The sequence below is a fragment of the Micrococcaceae bacterium Sec5.8 genome (assembly GCA_039636775.1).
Taxonomy (GTDB): domain Bacteria; phylum Actinomycetota; class Actinomycetes; order Actinomycetales; family Micrococcaceae; genus Arthrobacter.
In genome coordinates this window covers 2,975,646-2,991,733 of record CP143429.1, presented here as the reverse complement: position 1 = coordinate 2,991,733, position 16,088 = coordinate 2,975,646, and the positions used below count along the sequence as shown (strand labels likewise).

The 16,088-nt window shown below is 68.5% G+C and carries 15 protein-coding genes; 9 read left to right on the top strand and 6 right to left on the bottom strand.

The window, feature by feature from the left end:
* Positions 1-76: 76 nt before the first annotated feature.
* The 3 genes from VUN84_13625 to mshA all read right to left on the bottom strand — a co-directional run bounded on the left by VUN84_13625 (position 77) and on the right by mshA (position 4,176).
* Positions 77-994, bottom strand: a complete 918-nt coding sequence (locus VUN84_13625; GenBank protein ID XAS63328.1) for a DUF559 domain-containing protein — start codon at positions 992-994, stop codon at positions 77-79.
* Between the two features lie 121 nt (positions 995-1,115).
* Complete coding sequence (locus VUN84_13620) at positions 1,116-2,831, bottom strand: formate--tetrahydrofolate ligase (protein XAS63327.1); 1,716 nt, start codon at positions 2,829-2,831, stop codon at positions 1,116-1,118.
* Positions 2,832-2,889: 58 nt separating this feature from the next.
* Complete coding sequence (gene mshA, locus VUN84_13615; GenBank protein XAS63326.1) at positions 2,890-4,176, bottom strand: D-inositol-3-phosphate glycosyltransferase; 1,287 nt, start codon at positions 4,174-4,176, stop codon at positions 2,890-2,892.
* 201 nt (positions 4,177-4,377) lie between these two features.
* On the opposite strand from mshA, the gene VUN84_13610 reads away from it, so the two are divergent.
* Positions 4,378-4,914, top strand: coding sequence for a GNAT family N-acetyltransferase (locus VUN84_13610; protein ID XAS63325.1), 537 nt, complete (start codon positions 4,378-4,380; stop codon positions 4,912-4,914).
* An 8-nt stretch (positions 4,915-4,922) separates the two neighbouring features.
* On the opposite strand, the gene VUN84_13605 is transcribed toward VUN84_13610, so the two are convergent.
* On the bottom strand, positions 4,923-6,332 hold the full coding sequence (locus VUN84_13605; protein XAS63324.1) for a 6-phospho-beta-glucosidase: 1,410 nt from the start codon (positions 6,330-6,332) through the stop codon (positions 4,923-4,925).
* Between the two features lie 82 nt (positions 6,333-6,414).
* Here VUN84_13605 and VUN84_13600 point away from each other — a divergent pair, with 82 nt between their 5' ends.
* The 6 genes from VUN84_13600 to tsaD all read left to right on the top strand — a co-directional run bounded on the left by VUN84_13600 (position 6,415) and on the right by tsaD (position 12,022).
* The gene (locus VUN84_13600) at positions 6,415-7,506 is read left to right on the top strand and encodes a PfkB family carbohydrate kinase (GenBank protein ID XAS63323.1); all 1,092 of its coding nucleotides are present in this window, start codon (positions 6,415-6,417) and stop codon (positions 7,504-7,506) included.
* A 299-nt stretch (positions 7,507-7,805) separates the two neighbouring features.
* Positions 7,806-9,026 carry an alanine racemase gene (gene alr, locus VUN84_13595; protein XAS63322.1) on the top strand — a complete coding sequence of 407 codons (1,221 nt, stop codon included), beginning with the start codon at positions 7,806-7,808 and terminating at the stop codon, positions 9,024-9,026.
* The gene (gene tsaE, locus VUN84_13590) at positions 9,023-9,658 is read left to right on the top strand and encodes a tRNA (adenosine(37)-N6)-threonylcarbamoyltransferase complex ATPase subunit type 1 TsaE (GenBank protein ID XAS63321.1); all 636 of its coding nucleotides are present in this window, start codon (positions 9,023-9,025) and stop codon (positions 9,656-9,658) included. Before alr ends, tsaE begins: the two co-directional genes overlap by 4 nt.
* On the top strand, positions 9,658-10,329 hold the full coding sequence (tsaB, locus tag VUN84_13585; GenBank protein XAS63320.1) for a tRNA (adenosine(37)-N6)-threonylcarbamoyltransferase complex dimerization subunit type 1 TsaB: 672 nt from the start codon (positions 9,658-9,660) through the stop codon (positions 10,327-10,329). Before tsaE ends, tsaB begins: the two co-directional genes overlap by 1 nt.
* Positions 10,330-10,376: 47 nt before the next feature.
* Positions 10,377-10,910 carry a ribosomal protein S18-alanine N-acetyltransferase gene (gene rimI, locus VUN84_13580; GenBank protein ID XAS65864.1) on the top strand — a complete coding sequence of 178 codons (534 nt, stop codon included), beginning with the start codon at positions 10,377-10,379 and terminating at the stop codon, positions 10,908-10,910.
* Positions 10,907-12,022, top strand: coding sequence for a tRNA (adenosine(37)-N6)-threonylcarbamoyltransferase complex transferase subunit TsaD (gene tsaD, locus VUN84_13575; protein XAS63319.1), 1,116 nt, complete (start codon positions 10,907-10,909; stop codon positions 12,020-12,022). Before rimI ends, tsaD begins: the two co-directional genes overlap by 4 nt.
* A gap of 26 nt (positions 12,023-12,048) precedes the next feature.
* Here the strand turns inward: tsaD and VUN84_13570 are convergent, their stop codons facing one another.
* Positions 12,049-13,200: a glutamate--cysteine ligase gene (locus VUN84_13570; GenBank protein ID XAS63318.1), complete on the bottom strand. Its 1,152-nt coding sequence runs from the start codon at positions 13,198-13,200 to the stop codon at positions 12,049-12,051.
* A gap of 231 nt (positions 13,201-13,431) precedes the next feature.
* Between VUN84_13570 and VUN84_13565 the strand changes: the two genes are divergently transcribed.
* The gene (locus VUN84_13565) at positions 13,432-14,259 is read left to right on the top strand and encodes a shikimate 5-dehydrogenase (protein XAS63317.1); all 828 of its coding nucleotides are present in this window, start codon (positions 13,432-13,434) and stop codon (positions 14,257-14,259) included.
* A gap of 18 nt (positions 14,260-14,277) precedes the next feature.
* Here VUN84_13565 and VUN84_13560 read toward each other — a convergent pair whose 3' ends face one another.
* A complete protein-coding gene (locus VUN84_13560; protein XAS63316.1) occupies positions 14,278-15,495 on the bottom strand; it encodes a class I SAM-dependent methyltransferase in 1,218 nt (405 codons plus the stop codon).
* A gap of 57 nt (positions 15,496-15,552) precedes the next feature.
* On the opposite strand from VUN84_13560, the gene VUN84_13555 reads away from it, so the two are divergent.
* A complete protein-coding gene (locus VUN84_13555) occupies positions 15,553-15,978 on the top strand; it encodes an LPXTG cell wall anchor domain-containing protein (protein ID XAS63315.1) in 426 nt (141 codons plus the stop codon).
* The last annotated feature ends 110 nt before the right edge of the window (positions 15,979-16,088 follow it).

Below are 16,088 nucleotides of genomic sequence, written 5' to 3'. Positions count from 1 at the left end.
CTTCCTCCGGTTGCCCTATCACTTCCGGTGCTCAAACCCTCGGTTTGACCGCCTCAAGTGATAGGGCAACCGGCGTTTAACGGTTGTGGAGGGCGAACCGGACCCGTCGGCAAGCGCCGCGGAAGTCCTCTGCCAGATCGTCGGCGTTGAACTTGAAATAACGCCACCCGGCCGCGTTGAAGGATTCGTCGCGGCGATTGTCGCGGGACTGTTGTTCGCGCGTTCGGTGGTGGCCGCCGTCGTACTGGATGGCGACCTTATGCCTCCGGTAGCCGAGATCAGCAGCGGGGGAAAAGGGGTCGCCCGGCACGATCCGGAGCTGCAGCTCCGGTTCCGGCAGACCGGCAGCGCTCAACGCCAGGCGCAGGAACGTCTCCGGCGCGGAGTCGGAGCCCGGCCGGATGAGCTCCACTGCCTGCCGCGCCCTGACAATGCCCTTGAGTTTCGGGTGCCGGGTGAGCATCGCCGTCAGCTGGGGAAGTGCCGCCCACGGCTCGGATCGGCCCTCCAGTCCCGTGCGGGGCCGGCGCACCAATTGGTCGCCGACCGCCACGAGGTCCGGCAGGGGCAGGATGCGGGCGAGATCCAGCCATGTCCGGGCGGGCGTTGAGATGCGGGTTCCGTCCCAGACCATAAGTTCATCCTCAAACACCAGGACGGTGTGCCCGACCACGCCTTCCCGTCGGACGGGTGGCAGCGCCTTGGGCTTGCTCAGATGCAGGTCCCGGCAGTCGCGGTAGCGGGCCGGGAGCCACAGCCCCAGCAACCTGGCGGCCGTGAGGTGCGATACCCAGCCGCCCGGGGTCGCGGCTGACAGGGCGCGGGCCAGCCCGCGGAGTTCGAACTCCCAGCCGGCCGGCAGATAGAGCAGCCGACCGGCCCCCGCGAGATCGGAGGCGCGGAGCCGGGCACTGCCCAGGGCGGCAGCCCGCGCCTCATAAACGGTGAACGGAGCGGCGGCGAGGTGAGTCGGCAAGTTAGCTGGTGGGCGCATGCCCGCCATTCTTATCCGAACGCAGGATCCCCGCTCCGGCTATCCACAGGGGGCCCGTTGCGCTATCACTCCTGGTGGTTATTCACCGGAAATGGCAGCCAAAAGTGATAGCGCAACCGGGTCAGAAGAGACCGACCGGGTTGCCGGCGGCGTCAACGTCCATGCGCATCGCCGCCGGCACCTTCGGCAGTCCCGGCATGGTCATGACCGCCCCGGTGAGGGCCACGATGAACCCGGCTCCGGTCTTGGGAATGAGGTCACGGACGTGGATGGTGAACCCCTTCGGCGCGCCCAGCCTGGTGGCGTCGTCGCTGAAAGAGTATTGGGTCTTGGCCATGCAGACCGGGAACCCGGACCAGCCGTTCTTCTCGATCTCCGCGAGCCGCTTGAGTGCCGGAACGGAGAACTCCACGCCGTCGGCGCCGTAGATTTCCTGGACGATTATCCGGATCTTGTCCTCTACCGACATGTCCAGCGGGTAGAGGTGCCGGAAAGAGTGCGGCGCAGCAATGGCCGCTGCGACCTTGGCCGCGAGCTCGTCGCCGCCGTCGCCGCCTCCGCCCCGGCCCCAGACGTCGGCCACAGCAGCCTGGACGCCCTCCGCGGCGCACCACTGCAGCAGCCACGCCAGCTCCTCATCCGTATCGGTGGCAAATTGGTTGATCGCCACCACCGGCGCGATGCCGAACTTTTCCACATTCCGCACATGGCGCTGAAGATTGATGACGCCGGCAGCCAGCGCGTCCAGGTCCGGCACCTTGAGCTGGTCCTTGGCGACGCCGCCGTGCATCTTCAGGGCGCGGATAGTCGCGACGATCACGACGGCGGACGGGGCGACGTCGGCGACGCGCGACTTGATGTCCATGTACTTCTCCGCGCCGAGGTCCGCGCCGAAACCCGCCTCCGTGACGACGATGTCCGCGAGGCTGCGCGCGGTCTGCGTGGCGATCAAGGAGTTGCAGCCGTGCGCGATATTGGCAAACGGGCCGCCGTGGACCAGAGCCGGGGTGCCGGCGATGGTCTGCACCAGGTTCGGTTTGATGGCGTCTTTGAGCAGCAGGGTCAGGGCTCCCTGCACCCCCAGCTCCGCCACCGTGACCGGCCGCCGGTCGTAGGTGTAGCCGAAGGTAATGCGGCCCAGCCGCTCCCGAAGGTCCGCCAGGTCCGTGGCGAGGCAGAAGACCGCCATGATCTCCGAAGCCACGGTGATGTCGAAGCCGTCCTGCCGTGGAATGCCCTGGGTGGGCCCGCCGAGGCCGATCACCACCTCACGCAGGGCGCGGTCGTTCATATCCAGCACGCGCTTGAAGGTCATTCTGCGCGGGTCGATGTTCAGTTCGTTGCCCTGGTAAATGTGGTTGTCCACCAGCGCCATGAGGGCGTTGTTCGCCGAGGTGATGGCGTGGAAATCGCCGGTGAAGTGCAGGTTGATCTCGTCCATCGGCAGCACCTGGGAGTACCCGCCGCCCGTGGCGCCGCCCTTCATGCCCAGGATCGGTCCGAGCGAGGGCTCGCGCAGGGCGATCATCACCTTGTGACCGGCGCGGGCCAGCGAGTCCGCGAGCCCCACCGTGGTGGTGGATTTGCCTTCCCCCGCGGGAGTGGGCGACATCGCGGTCACCAGCACCACCTTGCCCGGAGTATGGCCCACGCCACCTGCTTCCCGGCCCGTGAGCCTGGCCGGGTCAATTTTCGCCTTGTACCGGCCGTGGAAGTCCAGCGCGCCGGCGTTGATCCCGGCCGCCTCGGCAATCTCCCCGATCGGCACCATGGTGGCTTGCTGCGCAATCTCCAGATCACTCCGTGCGGCAGTTCCGGAACTCGTGGTGTCAGACATCGTTGTCCTTCGGCTCGTGGCGTCGGTGGGTGTGCCGGCCAGTGGTTTCGGACCGCTGTTACCGGCCCATGGTTCCGGCGGGCGGCAGGTGGCCTGCCGGAATGGTCAGGTTTCCAAAGTACTGGCTCAACGCGGTGTGGTAGCTCTCCAGCGTGATGGCGGCGGTGCGTTGCCAGCCAAATTCCTGCGCGTGCAATGACGCGGCACGGCCCATGTCCGCACGGGTCGCCGGGTCGTCGTACAGGGCTTCCAGGGCGTCAGCCCAGTCGGCGGCCCGGTGGCCCTCGACCAGCAACCCGGTCCGGCCGTCAAAAATGGCGCGGGACAGCCCGCCCACCTTGGTGGCGACCACCGGCGTTCCGCAGGCCTGGGCTTCCAGGGCCACGAGACCGAAGGATTCGCTGTAGGAAGGCATCACCACGAGGTCCGCGGACCGGTACCAGCCCGCCAGTTTCGGGGCGCTGACCGGCGGGTGGTGGGTGACGACGTCGTCCATCCCGGCGGCCGTGATCAGGGACTTCAGGTCGAAGTCCTTGGACCCGCTGACCGCCCCGACAATGGTCAGTTGAAGATCGATGTCCGGGCGTCGGGAGCGCAGCAGGGCCGCGGCCTTGATCAGGACCTGCGGACCTTTCAGCCGCTGGATCCGCCCCGCAAACAGCAGGTGGAAGCGGCCCGGCGGCACTCCGTGGGCGGCCCGGTCCCGGGTGCGGAACGCCGGTGTGAAGACGTCCAGGTCCACGCCGGGCGGGGCCACATCGATGTGGTCGTTGTCCGCGTTGTAATGCGAGACCAGTTCCGCGGCCTCGGTGCCCGTGTTGGCGATCAGCCGGGTGGCGCCGTCGACGATCCGCTGCTCGCCGTCTTCGCGCCGCCGCGGTTCCGGCTGTTCTCCGGAGACCAGCAGCAGGTTCTTCACCTTGGCCATGGTGTGCATGGTATGCACCAGTGGCAGGCCCCACAGGCCCGCGAGCTCGAGCCCGGCCACTCCGGAAACCCAGTAGTGGGAGTGGATGACGTCGTAACGGCCGCGCGGCTGCAGTTGCCGGATCCGGTCGATTTCGGCCACCATGCTGTGCAACAGTTCGGGCAGTTCCTCCTTGGGCAGCTTCCGGGCGGGGCCGGCCGCGACGTTGTGGACGCAGACGCCGGGGGAGGGGTGCTCGACGGCGGCCTGCCCGGCAGCTGTGGACCGGGTGAAGATTTCCACCTCGACGCCGGTTTCGGCAAGGGCCGCGGCGAGTGCGCGGATGTATACGTTCATGCCTCCGGCATCACCGGAGCCGGGCTGCTCCATCGGAGAGGTATGCAGCGAGAGGAATGCAACGCGGCGGATCAGCGACATTCTCCTTCCCCCCTTTCCTGGCCAAATCCTGCCGGCCCACCGGTGCCGGCAGGCCGTTTTGTATCGTGACGTGTTAACGTGCCGGTTTACTTTGCCGGATCTGCGTTTCGATAAAACACTACTCCTGAACGTCCCTCGGGTTCGCCGGCGGCAGGCAGCTCCGGCCGCCGGGCCGGGGGGGGTGCTGCTAACGTGGCGGCTGTGAGCACACGCGACGCACCCGGTTCCGCCGCCACCGGCTGGGACATCAGGCAGGCCACCGCGGAGGACTGGACCGCGGTCTGGGAGATCCTGGAGCCGGTCATTCGGGCCGGGGAGACCTTCACCTGGGACCGGCTCACCTCCGAGACCCAGGCCCGCGAGCGCTGGTTCAAGCAGTCCCCCGGCCAGACCTTCGTCGCGGTGGGCCGGGGGACGCTCGACGGCGTCGTCCTGGGCACCGGTGAGCTGCACGCGAACCAGGGCGGCGGCGGAAGCCACGTCGCCAACGCCGGATACATGGTCCACCCGGCGCACGGCGGCAGAGGGCTGGCCCGTGCCCTGTGCGCTTATTCGCTGGACGCGGCGCGGGCGGCCGGGTTCCGCGCCATGCAGTTCAACGCTGTCGTGGAAAGCAATGTCCGTGCCGTGGCTGCCTGGCGGTCCATGGGCTTCGAGGTGCTGGCCACCATCCCGGACGCGTTCCTCCACCCGGTCCTGGGGTACGTGGGCCTCCACGTGATGTACAGAAAGCTGTAACAGGCGGTTCACCCCTCCGGGCGCCAAAGCTCCCGCAATTCCGGAAACGCCTCTTCATACCCGGCCAGAAGTTTTCCGGCGAGGGCCGCGGAGCCGACCAGTGGATGCCCCGCGAACGCCGCCAGGGCAGCGTCCCGGCGTTCCGGCCCCGTTGACCCGTCGCCCCGGCGGGTGGCCGCGACGACGGACCGTTCGACGTCCTTGATCTGCCGCAGGAGGGCCAACTGCACCGCCGGCGGGCGTCCCTGCGGTATGGGGACGACGCCGTCGGCCGTCACCTTGCCGGGAACCTCGACGACGGCGTCCACCGGCAGCCCGGGAATCGCAGGTACGCCGCCGGGGGAGCCGCTGGTGCTGTTGGAGGTGTTTAAAATCAGCTCGGCGGGCCCGCCGCCGGCGAGGGCGCGCAACACGGCGAGGGCGACCCGTTCATAGCCGCCGCCGGTCAAATCCGTTTCATCCCGGCGTTCGCCGCCGGTCCGGGCCTCGGCGAGATAGCCCTCTTCACGGGACCGGCGCGCGGCATCCCACAACCGGTAGGCGTCCGGGCCCGCCACGGCGAGACGTGGATAAAGCCCGGACTGCTGCCGGTCGATGGACTCACCGCGGGTCATGGCGGAGGACCGGATGCTGGCCAAAGCGCGCCCGGTCTCGTAGTAGTAGTAGAGGTATTCGTTGGGGAGGCAGCCGAGGGACGCGAGGAAGGATTGCCCGAACAGCCGCCCTTCCTCGAAGCCGGCCAAAGCGCCGGCGTCAGCCAGCAGCCCCGGCAGCGCGTCGGCCCCGCCGGACTCCAGCCGGTACAGCCAGCCGAGATGGTTCAACCCGTAGTACCCGACGCCGTCGAGCGTTCCCTCCCCCAGCGGAACTCCAGCCGCCCGCGCTGCCCGGTGCACCAGCCCGCTGGCCGAATCGCAGATGCCAACTACCCTGGGCCCAAGCATCGGAACCAGCGCCTCGGTGACCATGCCGGCAGGGTTGGTGAAGTTCAGTAGCCACGCCTCCGGACAGTGGCGCTGCATCTGGGCCGCAAGGTCCAGCATGCGAGGGATGGACCGCAGCGCGTAGGAGATGCCGCCCGCTCCGGTCGTCTCCTGGCCCAGCAGCCCGAGGTCCAGGGCCACCCGCTCGTCAACGGTGCGCCCGGCCGTCCCGCCGGGCCGGATCGCCGCGAACACCGCATCGGTGCCGCGCAACGCCTCGGCCAGTGACGTGGTGGGCCGCACCACGGGAGCGGCTGCCGGACGCGCGCGGTCATCCGGGAAGGCGGCCAGGACTGCGCTGATGGCGGCGAGCCGGCCGGAATCGACGTCGTACAGCACCAGTTCCCGGACCAACCCGGCGAAGGGGCCCGCGCAGAGCGCCCGGTAGACCAGCGGTACCCGGAATCCACCGCCCCCGGCAATCATCAGCCGCATGCCGACAGTCTATGCGCGAGGGGCGGTTTAGCGGCCGGGGAACGCCTATCCAGCGCTCCCGGGACGGCGTAGTGTGCGGTACATGGACGCGATTCCGGCGCGGCGTTTTGACCCGCTTTGCTCCGTCCGCGACCCGGCGGCGGAGGGCCTCGATCTGCTGTTGACCGGGACTGTTTTCCAGGACATCATCTTTACCGGCCTGCCGCACGGGCCCGTCGCCGGAACCGAAATCTGGAGCGAGGGGATGGGCAGCTGCCCCGGCGGTGTGGCCAACCAGGCCATCGCCGCCTCACGGCTGGGGCTGCGGACCGGTCTGGCAGCCGCGTTCGGCGACGACGGGTACGGCGATTACAACTGGAAGATCCTGGCCGGGCAGGAGCACGTGGACCTGTCCCTGTCCCGGCGCGTGGCGGGCTGGCATTCGCCGGTCACAGTGTCCCTCAGCGTGGAGCACGACCGGTCCATGGTGACCCACGGCCACCCGGCCCCGGTGAGCTCCAGCGAACTGGTCGGCTGTCCGCCGCCGGCGCTCGCCGCCGTCGCGGAGCTCGGCGAGGAGCTGGAGCCGTGGGCGCTCGACGCGCACCGTGCGGGAGTTCAGCTGTTCGGCGACGTCGGCTGGGACCCCACCGGCGCCTGGGCCTCCTCCCGGCTCGATAACCTGCAGTACTTCCATGCCTTCATGCCCAACCAGCACGAGGCGATGAATTTCACCGGCCACGACAACCCGTGGGCGGCCCTCTACGCGTTGGCGGACCGGGTCCCGGTCGCCGTCGTAACCCTGGGCCCGCAGGGGGCCATGGCCGTGGACTCCGACACGGGTGAGGAGGAGTGGGTGCCGTCCTTGCCGGTGTCCGCCTTCGATCCGACCGGGGCGGGTGACTGTTTCGGCGCTGCTTTCATTGTGGGCTGCCTGGCCGGCTGGCCGCTCGGTGACAGGCTCCGTTTCGCCAATCTCTGCGCCGCCCTGGCCGTGCAGGAAGTCGGCGGCTCATTGGCAGCACCCGGGTGGGGGGACATCGCCGACTGGTGGCAGCGAGCCAACGCCCGGAAGGAGCGGCAGAGCAGCCAGTGGCTGCGGCGTTACCGCTTTCTCGAGGACATCATCCGGGACGTGCCGCAGGAGGCGCAACGGCGGGCGACGGCGACCATCGCGCACCTTTCCGACGCGTAGCACGGTTCCCGGCGGCGTCCTCCCGGTGGACATGCCCACCCTCCTGGCGGACATGCCCACCCTCCTGGCGGACATGCCCACCTTCCGGCGGACATGCCCACCTTCCGGGCCGGCGGATGGGCATAATGCCCTTATGTCCAGTGGCAGGCACCAGCGATGGACATGTCCGGTGCTGGTTTTCGAGCGATGGGCATATCCGGTGCTGGTTTCCGAGCGATGGGCATGTCCGGTGGTGCTGGGGGAACGAGCGGCCGGGCCCTGAATTAAGCCGCATGCGCAGCCACCCCTAGAATCGTTAAGTGACTTACCCAGCAGCAACAGGCGGCGCCCAGCCCGGTCCGGAGGCACAGCCGGCCTATGCCGAGGAACGCTCGGCAGTAATCGACCTTGAAGCAATCCGGCACAACGTCCGCCGCCTTGCCGCCGTGGCATCACCGGCCCAGGTCATGGCAGTGGTCAAGGCCGACGCCTACGGCCACGGTGCCGTGCCGGTGGCCCGGGCAGCCCTCAGCGCCGGCGCCCGATGGCTGGGCACCGCCCACATTTCCGAGGCCCTGGCCCTGCGCGCCGCCGGAATCGACGCCCCGCTCCTGGCCTGGCTGCACACCCCGGAGAGCAACTTCGCAGCGGCCGTCGCTGCCGGGATCGACATCGGCTGCTCGGGCTGGGAGCTGGAGCGCATCGTGGCGGCCGCCCGTGAGCAGGAGCGGCCGGCCCGTGTGCACCTGAAAGTGGACACCGGGCTGGGCCGCAACGGAGCCACCCTGGACGCCTGGGACGGCCTTGTCGGCGAAGCCATGGAATACCAGGACCAAGGCCTGCTGCGGGTGGTGGGCGTGTTCTCCCACCTGGCCGTCGCGGACGAACCCGAGCGCCCGGAAACCGACGAACAGCTGGCAGCCTTCCGTGCCGCGCTTGCCATCGCCCGGGACGCCGGCGTTGATCCCGAGGTGCGGCACCTCGCCAACACTCCAGCCACTTTCTCCCGGCCCGACACCCACTTTGACCTGGTCCGGGTGGGGCTTGGGCTCTACGGACTGTCGCCGTTCGAGGGGCAGACTTCGGATGAGCTGGGCCTGCGTCCGGCCATGACGGTCCGGACCGTCGTCTCGCACTGCAAGGATGTGCCTGCCGGCCAGGGCGTCTCCTACGGTCTGAACTACCGCACCCGCGGCACCAGCACCCTTGGCTTGATCCCGCTGGGTTACGCCGACGGGGTCCCCCGGATCGCCACCGGCGGACCGGTCCGCGTCCAGGGCGTGAATTATCCTGTGGTGGGCCGTATTGCGATGGACCAGATGGTCATCGACCTGGGTCCGCTCAGCGTCTCCGCCGGCGGATCCAGCGTCCTGGGCGCCGAGGCCGTCCTGTTCGGCGACGGCGGCGACGGCGGGCCCACCGCAGAGGACTGGGCCCGCGCGGCGGGCACCAATAATTACGAGATTGTCACCCGGATCAGCCCCCGGGTGCCGCGCCGCTACGTCAACGAAGATCCTGCCCGCGACGGGTCCGCCGAGTGAGCGCCGCGGCCTGGGAGCGGACCCTTGAGGTCGGGACCGCGGCGGAAACCCATGCCCTGGCAGCCGTGCTCGGCACCCAGCTCCGGGCCGGTGACCTGCTGGTGCTTACCGGTGAACTGGGCGCGGGAAAGACCACCTTCACCCAGGGTCTGGGGGAGGGCCTTGGGGTGCGGGCCGGTATCATCTCACCGACCTTCGTGCTGGTCCGCATCCACCCGAACCTGCCCGACGGTCCCCGCCCCGGCGGCCCGGACCTGGTGCACGTCGACGCGTACCGGCTGGGATCCGCCTCGGAAATCGACGATATCGACTTGGAAAACACCCTCGACAGCGCCGTGACCGTAGTGGAGTGGGGCCGTGGCCGGGTGGAGCATCTCAGCGAGAACCGGCTCGAAATTGATCTGGTCCGCAGCATGGGCGGCAGTGCCAGCGCCCCGGCCAGCAACGCAGCGGAGCCAGGCACCCTGGACTTCGACACCGGGGACGACGACGAACCCCGCACCGTCGTGATCCGCGGCTTCGGTCCCCGCTGGGAGCATCCGCCGGTTCTGCCCGCGGCATCTCCGCCCGTCCTGCCCCCGGCGCGGGAAACCCCCAGCCTGACCTCGCCCCAGACTCCGGAAGTGACCTGATGCTGATCCTCGCCATCGACACCTCAGCCGTGGCCAGCGCCGCGCTCGTCTCCGACGACACCCCGGAATCCGTCGTGGGATGCTTTGCCACCGCAGACACCAGAAGCCACGCCGAAGTCCTGGCCCCGGGCATTGAGGCTCTCCTCGACGAGGCCGGGCTCACCGGCGCCGACGTCGACGCGATCGTCACCGGGGTGGGACCGGGCCCCTTCACCGGGCTGCGGTCGGGGATCGTTACGGCCCGGACGCTCTCGTTCGTCTGGGGCAAACCGCTGTACGGCCTCATGAGCCTGGACGCCATCGCCCTGGAGGTGGCGGAATCCACCGACGCGGCCGAGGAATTCCTCGTCGCCACGGATGCCCGGCGCAAAGAGGTTTACTGGGCCCGGTACGGCCTTAGCCCCGGCCAGTTGCCCCGGCTGCTGGAGGGCCCGCACGTCGGTGCCGCGGCGGAGCTCCCGTGCCTCCCGGTCTACGGCGCCGGAGCCGGCCTCTATGCCGACGTTGTCACGGCCGTGCCGGAATTCAGCGCCCGCCAGCCGGAAGCCCTTTCCCTGGGCCAGTTCGCCCTGGCCCGGCTGGCGGCAGGGGAGACACTGCTCGATTCCACCCCGCTCTACCTGCGAGAGTCCGACGCCCAGGTCCCCGGACCGCGGAAGAGGGCGCTGTGAACACCGAGAACGCAGGACAGAGCGCAGGAGAGAACACCGGACAGAACATGCGCAAGCATGCAGGACCTGCATTACCCGCGGATGTGACCCTGCGGGACATGACTGCCGCGGACGTCCCCGCAGTCCATGAGCTGGAGCGGGCACTGTTCCCCGTGGATGCCTGGCCGCTGCACATGTTCGTCGCTGAGCTGGCGCAGGCCGAGACCAGACGCTACCTCGTAGCCGAAGCTGCCGGACGGATTGTCGGCTATGCCGGGCTGATGTGCATCGAGCCGATCGCGGACGTCCAGACCATCGCCGTCGTTCCCGAGCAGGAAGGCAAGGGCATCGGTTCGGCGCTCCTCACCGAACTCATCCGGGAAAGCCGGCAGCGTGGGGCGCAGGACGTCCTCTTGGAGGTCCGGGCCGACAACCCCCGCGCGCAACAGCTTTACCTCCGTTACGGATTCGAACAAATCCACGTCCGGCCGCGTTACTACCGGGACGGCGTCGATGCACTGATCATGCGGCTCCGGCTCGGCACCGCCGGTTTGGACGGCCGCCAACCCGACACCACGCCCAGGGAAGCAGACAGCCGATGAACAGCACCCAGCATGCCGGGCCACTGGTCCTGGGGATCGAGTCCTCCTGCGATGAGACCGGCGTCGGGATTGTCCGCGGCACGCAGCTGCTGACGAACACCGTGTCCTCGTCCATGGCCGAGCACGTCCGGTTCGGCGGGGTGATTCCTGAAATCGCCTCCCGCGCCCACCTGGACGCTTTCGTTCCAACGCTTCGCGAGGCGCTGGCCGAGGCCGGGGTGACGCTGCAGGACATCGACGCGATCGCAGTCACGTCCGGTCCGGGGCTCGCGGGAGCCCTGATGGTGGGTGTCTGTGCGGCCAAGGCGCTCGCCGTCGCCACCGGCAAACCGCTGTACGCCATTAACCACCTCGTCGCGCATGTCGGCGTCGGTCTGCTCCGGACGGACGACGGCGGCCCGCAAGCTTTCGCCGGGTCCCCGCAGAACACGTTGCCGGAGAACCTGGGGGCCCTGCTGGTCTCCGGCGGGCACACGGAGATCCTGCGGATCCGCAACATCACCGGCGACGTTGAGCTGCTCGGTTCCACGATCGACGACGCAGCAGGTGAAGCCTATGACAAGGTGGCGCGTCTTCTGGGCCTTGGCTACCCGGGGGGACCGGCCATCGACAAGCTGGCCCGCACCGGCAACCCGAAGGCGATCCGCTTCCCGCGCGGCTTGAGCCAGCCCAAGTACATGGGCACCGCGGAAGAACCCGGTCCGCACCGCTACGACTGGTCCTTCAGCGGACTCAAAACCGCCGTCGCCCGCTGCGTAGAGCAATTCGAGGCGCGCGGGGACGCGGTGCCGGTCGCGGACGTCGCGGCGGCGTTCCAGGAGGCCGTGGTGGATATCATCACGTCCAAGGCGGTGCTGGCCTGCCGGGAGCACGGCATCACCGAGCTGCTGCTGGGCGGTGGGGTGGCGGCCAATTCGCGGCTGCGCCAGCTTACCGAACAGCGCTGCAGCGCTGCGGGCATCCGCCTGACGGTGCCGCCGCTGGCCTTGTGCACAGACAACGGTGCCATGGTCGCCGCGCTGGGCGCCCAGCTGGTGATGGCCGGGGTGGAACCGAGCGGGATCGGGTTCGCACCGGATTCTTCGATGCCTGTCACCACCGTCTCGGCCTGAGGCGGGCCGCCGGGGCCCGCACCGGTTTAGGCCTCGGGTCCCTTGCGCATCTGCTGGACCAGATCCAGCACCACCGCGCGGAGGTCGCCGCCGTGCTCCGCCGCCACGCGCCGTTGCCGCTGGCAACCGGCGCCGCGCTCGATGATCTTCAGGACGTCGGCAAGCTCGGCAACGCAGTCCAGTTTCACGGCGACCGGTTCCAGGCGCGCCACCGTCTCCCGGATGTGCTCGGTCACGAGTTGTTCGTTGCCGTCGGCGTCGAGGATGATGATGGCTTCCAGGCCATAGCGGGCCGCACGCCACTTGTTCTCCTGCACATGCCAGGGCGGCATCGTGGGGATGGTGCCGCCATTATCCAGCGTGGTGGAGAACTCATCGACAAGGCACTGGGTGAGTGCCGCGATCGCCCCGACTTCCTCAAGGGTGGCCAGGCCGTCGCAAATGCGCATCTCGATGGTGCCGAAATGCGGAACCGGACGGATGTCCCAGCGGATTTCGGAGAGTGAGTCGATAACCCCGGTGGTAAACATGTCCTGGGCGTAGGACTCGAAGTCCTCCCAGCTGGAGAACTGGAACGGCAGGCCCGCGGTGGGCAACTGCTGGAACATCAGGGCGCGCTGGGAAGCGTAGCCGGTGTCCTCGCCGCCCCAGAACGGACTGGACGCGGACAGGGCCTGGAAGTGCGGGAAATAGTTGACCAGGCCGTCCAGGACGGGAAGGACCTTGTCCCGGCTGTCCAGGCCTACATGCACGTGGACGCCGTAGATCACCATCTGGCGGCCCCACCACTGCGTGCGGTCGATCAGTTTGGCGTAACGGGCCTTGTCCGTCACCGGCTGGAGCTGCGGCGGGCTGAACGGGTGGCTCCCGGCGCAGAAAGTCTCGACGCCCATCGGATCAGTGATCTCACGGACGGCGGCGAGTGAACTGCCCAGGTCCGCTTTCGCTTCTGCCACCGTGGTGCAGATGCCGGTCACCAGCTCCACCGTATTGAGCAGCAGCTCCTGCTTGATGTGCGGGTGCTCATCGTCTTCATTGAGCTCGGGGTGTTTCGCCGCGACCCCGCGGAGGACCTCTTTGGCTACCGACGCCAGCTCCCCGGTGTCCGCGTCGACGAGGGCCAGTTCCCATTCCACACCAAGAGTTGATTGCCTGGATGAAGCGAACTCAATCTTCATGTGGTCCCTTCACAGTTGTGCCGTCCGTTTCTTCGCCCCGGCCGGCTTTCGTCTTGGGCGGATGTGCCGGACAGTTGGCGAGGCAACGGTGGCTCAAGTCTAGTGCAGGGCCGGCATCGAGCCGGTGGCCAGCGGGCGGTGAAGACGTGAAAGTGTTCACATAAGTTCTCCCAAGCCTGCGCTGGTCGGCGGAGCAGACCACGCCGGGGCGGCTTGTCGTTTAATGGAGGGGTGCCCATCCTGAATAAAGACATGACCCTGTGCATCTCGCTCTCGGCCCGGCCGAGTAACAACGGGACGCGTTTCCACAACCACCTGTACGAACAGCTCGGCCTGAACTGGATCTACAAGGCCTTCGCCCCCACGGACCTCGCGCAGGCGATCGCCGGCGTGCGGGGTCTGGGGATCCGCGGATGTGCCGTGTCCATGCCGTACAAGGAAGACGTCATAGCGCTGGTGGATGTGATGGACCCGTCCGCTAAAGCCATCGATTCGGTCAACACCATCGTGAACGACGGCGGTACCCTCACCGCGTACAACACCGACTACACGGCCATTGAGCAGCTGCTGCAGCGCAACGCCGTACCGACGGACTATTCGGTGCTGGTCCAGGGCTCCGGTGGCATGGCCAAGGCGACCGTGGCCGCGCTGCGGGACGCCGGCTTCAAAGACGTCACCGTGATGGCGCGCAACCAGGACGCCGGACGGGCGCTCGCCGGACAGTACGGGTTCGCTTTCCGCGCCGGCATCGACACGACCGCAGCGGGGGCGGCCGACATGATCATCAACGTGACACCCATTGGTATGGCGGGGGGCCCCGACGCCGATTCCCTGTCCTTCCCGCAGAAGGCGGTGGACGCCGCGAAGGTGGTCTTCGACGTCGTCGCGCTGCCCGCTGAGACGCCGCTGATCAGGGCCGCCCGCGCGGCCGGCAAGACCGTCATCACCGGCGCGGAAGTGGCCACCATCCAGGCGCTGGAGCAGTTTGTGCTCTACACCGGAACCCGGCCCACAGCAGCGCAGATCCAGGCAGCCGAGGACTTCATGCGGGCCCAGTAGCAGGCCGCGGCTCCGACGCTAGACCGGTTCGACCGAAACGGCCACCCGCTCGTCACCGATCCGGGTGAGGACCAGGGTGGCCGTTTTTTTAGCTTTGTTTTTGCCGCCGGGCAGGAGTTGTTTGCGCAGCTCCTCCGGAGTGACAGAGGTGCCGCGCTTTTTGATGTCCAGCACGCCGATGCCCTGGTCCTTGACCCAGGACTTGAGGGCTTTGACGTTGTAGGGCATGACGTCCAGGACTTTGTACGCCCGGGCGAAGGGGGTGTCCCGCAGTTCCGGGGCGCAGATGTAGGCAATGTGCTCGTCCACGAGGTGCCCGTCGAGCCGGAGGGCAATATCGGCCACCAGCCCGGCACGGATGACGGCGCCGTCGGGCTCGTAGAGGTATCCCTCGACCGGACCCACCGGGGCCACCGGGCCGGCGCCGAAGTCCTCGGTGCTGCTGATCTCCGCGGCACCCTGCGGGCCCAGGACCAAGGCTGCCCGACGGATTCCGGGGCGCCGGACCGCGTTGAACCACAGCGCCACTTCGGTGACATCCCCGCCTACCGAGACCCACTGGGCCTCGCAGTCCGCCGGCACCGAGCCGTGCGGCATGCCCGGGCCCATTTTCACGCCTACGGCCAGGCCCGACCCGGCCAATGACTCGACGAAGGACAGGGGAGGGGAGAAGTCCTCCGGGTCCCACAGTCGCTTCGTACCCGACGTGGAGGTGGTCCGGCGCGCCGGGTCGAGCCAGACACCGTCGATCCCGTCGAGGGCAACCGTCATCGCGTCCGAGTGGACCACAGTGGCGTTCCGGAAGGGGATCAGGTTCACGGTGGCGCACGCCGCCGTCGTCTCGTCTTTCTCCACGGCCGTGACGGTAATGTCCAGCGACGCGAACGCCATGGCGTCGCCGCCGAGCCCGCAGCCGAGGTCGGCCACATGCTGCACGCCGGCCCCGGCGAAACGCTGGGCGTGCCGTGCCGCCACCGGCAGCCGGGTGGCCTGCTCCAGGCCCGCCTGGGTAAAGATCATCTGGCGGGCGAACTCGCCAAACTTCGCTTCGGCCTTGGTCCGCAGCCGGGACTGGGTGAGAACGGCCGAGACGAGTCCGGGGGAGTGGCCGGCCTTCCGGAGGGAGGCGTTGAGACGGAACGCCTCGTCCTCCCGGTACGGGCCCAGCGATGCCAACAGCTCCCAGCCTTCGGGGTTGAGAAGCGGGGCAATCTGGTCCTGCGGTGCGTCAGCCATGGGATCAAGCCTAGTTCAGAGGGTGATTGCGGCCATGCGCGGGATAGGCTTAATGGCATGGATGACAGCGGCCCGGCGGAGAGCCCGGACGCGGCAAGCCCGGAAGAGAGTGCTGGCGGGCAGGGCGCCGGCGGCGGCCGCCCCGCCCGCCGGGCGGCCGCCCGTTACGCCCGGCCGGCCCTCATCGCAGGACTTGGCATCACGGTGGTCTGCGCGGCGCTTTTGGTCATCATCTTCTTGCTGGACTCCTTCAACGCCACCGTCTATTCCGTCGGCGGCGCCGATGTTTCGGACGCCACCGACGAAGCCAGGGCCATCCGGGACACCTACGCCGCGGCCCGCACCGGCGGCATCGCTTTCCTGATCGCCGGTGGTGCCCTGGCCGCAGGCGCCGGACTGCTGCTCTACCGGCACCGGAACGACGCCGGAGCCGGCGGCCCGGACGGCGAGGACGTGGACTTCGCGGACCTCGGCGAACAGTAGGCTGGCGCGGGCCCGGCGTTCACCGCGAACGTAATTCTGGCACTCGCCTTGACCGAGTGCTAACTCCTTACATAGAGTCATCATTAGCACTCTCCCTAGGAGGGTGCTAA

Coding starts and splice junctions, on each gene's coding strand:
- mshA (XAS63326.1), bottom strand. CDS start 4,176: ATGTCGCTGATCCGCCGCGTTGCATTCCTCTCGCTGCATACCTCTCCG.
- VUN84_13600 (XAS63323.1), top strand. CDS start 6,415: ATGGACGCGATTCCGGCGCGGCGTTTTGACCCGCTTTGCTCCGTCCGC.
- VUN84_13560 (XAS63316.1), bottom strand. CDS start 15,495: ATGGCTGACGCACCGCAGGACCAGATTGCCCCGCTTCTCAACCCCGAA.
- VUN84_13605 (XAS63324.1), bottom strand. CDS start 6,332: ATGCGGCTGATGATTGCCGGGGGCGGTGGATTCCGGGTACCGCTGGTC.
- rimI (XAS65864.1), top strand. CDS start 10,377: ATGCGCAAGCATGCAGGACCTGCATTACCCGCGGATGTGACCCTGCGG.
- VUN84_13570 (XAS63318.1), bottom strand. CDS start 13,200: ATGAAGATTGAGTTCGCTTCATCCAGGCAATCAACTCTTGGTGTGGAA.
- tsaB (XAS63320.1), top strand. CDS start 9,658: ATGCTGATCCTCGCCATCGACACCTCAGCCGTGGCCAGCGCCGCGCTC.
- VUN84_13555 (XAS63315.1), top strand. CDS start 15,553: ATGGATGACAGCGGCCCGGCGGAGAGCCCGGACGCGGCAAGCCCGGAA.
- tsaD (XAS63319.1), top strand. CDS start 10,907: ATGAACAGCACCCAGCATGCCGGGCCACTGGTCCTGGGGATCGAGTCC.
- VUN84_13620 (XAS63327.1), bottom strand. CDS start 2,831: ATGTCTGACACCACGAGTTCCGGAACTGCCGCACGGAGTGATCTGGAG.
- VUN84_13625 (XAS63328.1), bottom strand. CDS start 994: ATGCGCCCACCAGCTAACTTGCCGACTCACCTCGCCGCCGCTCCGTTC.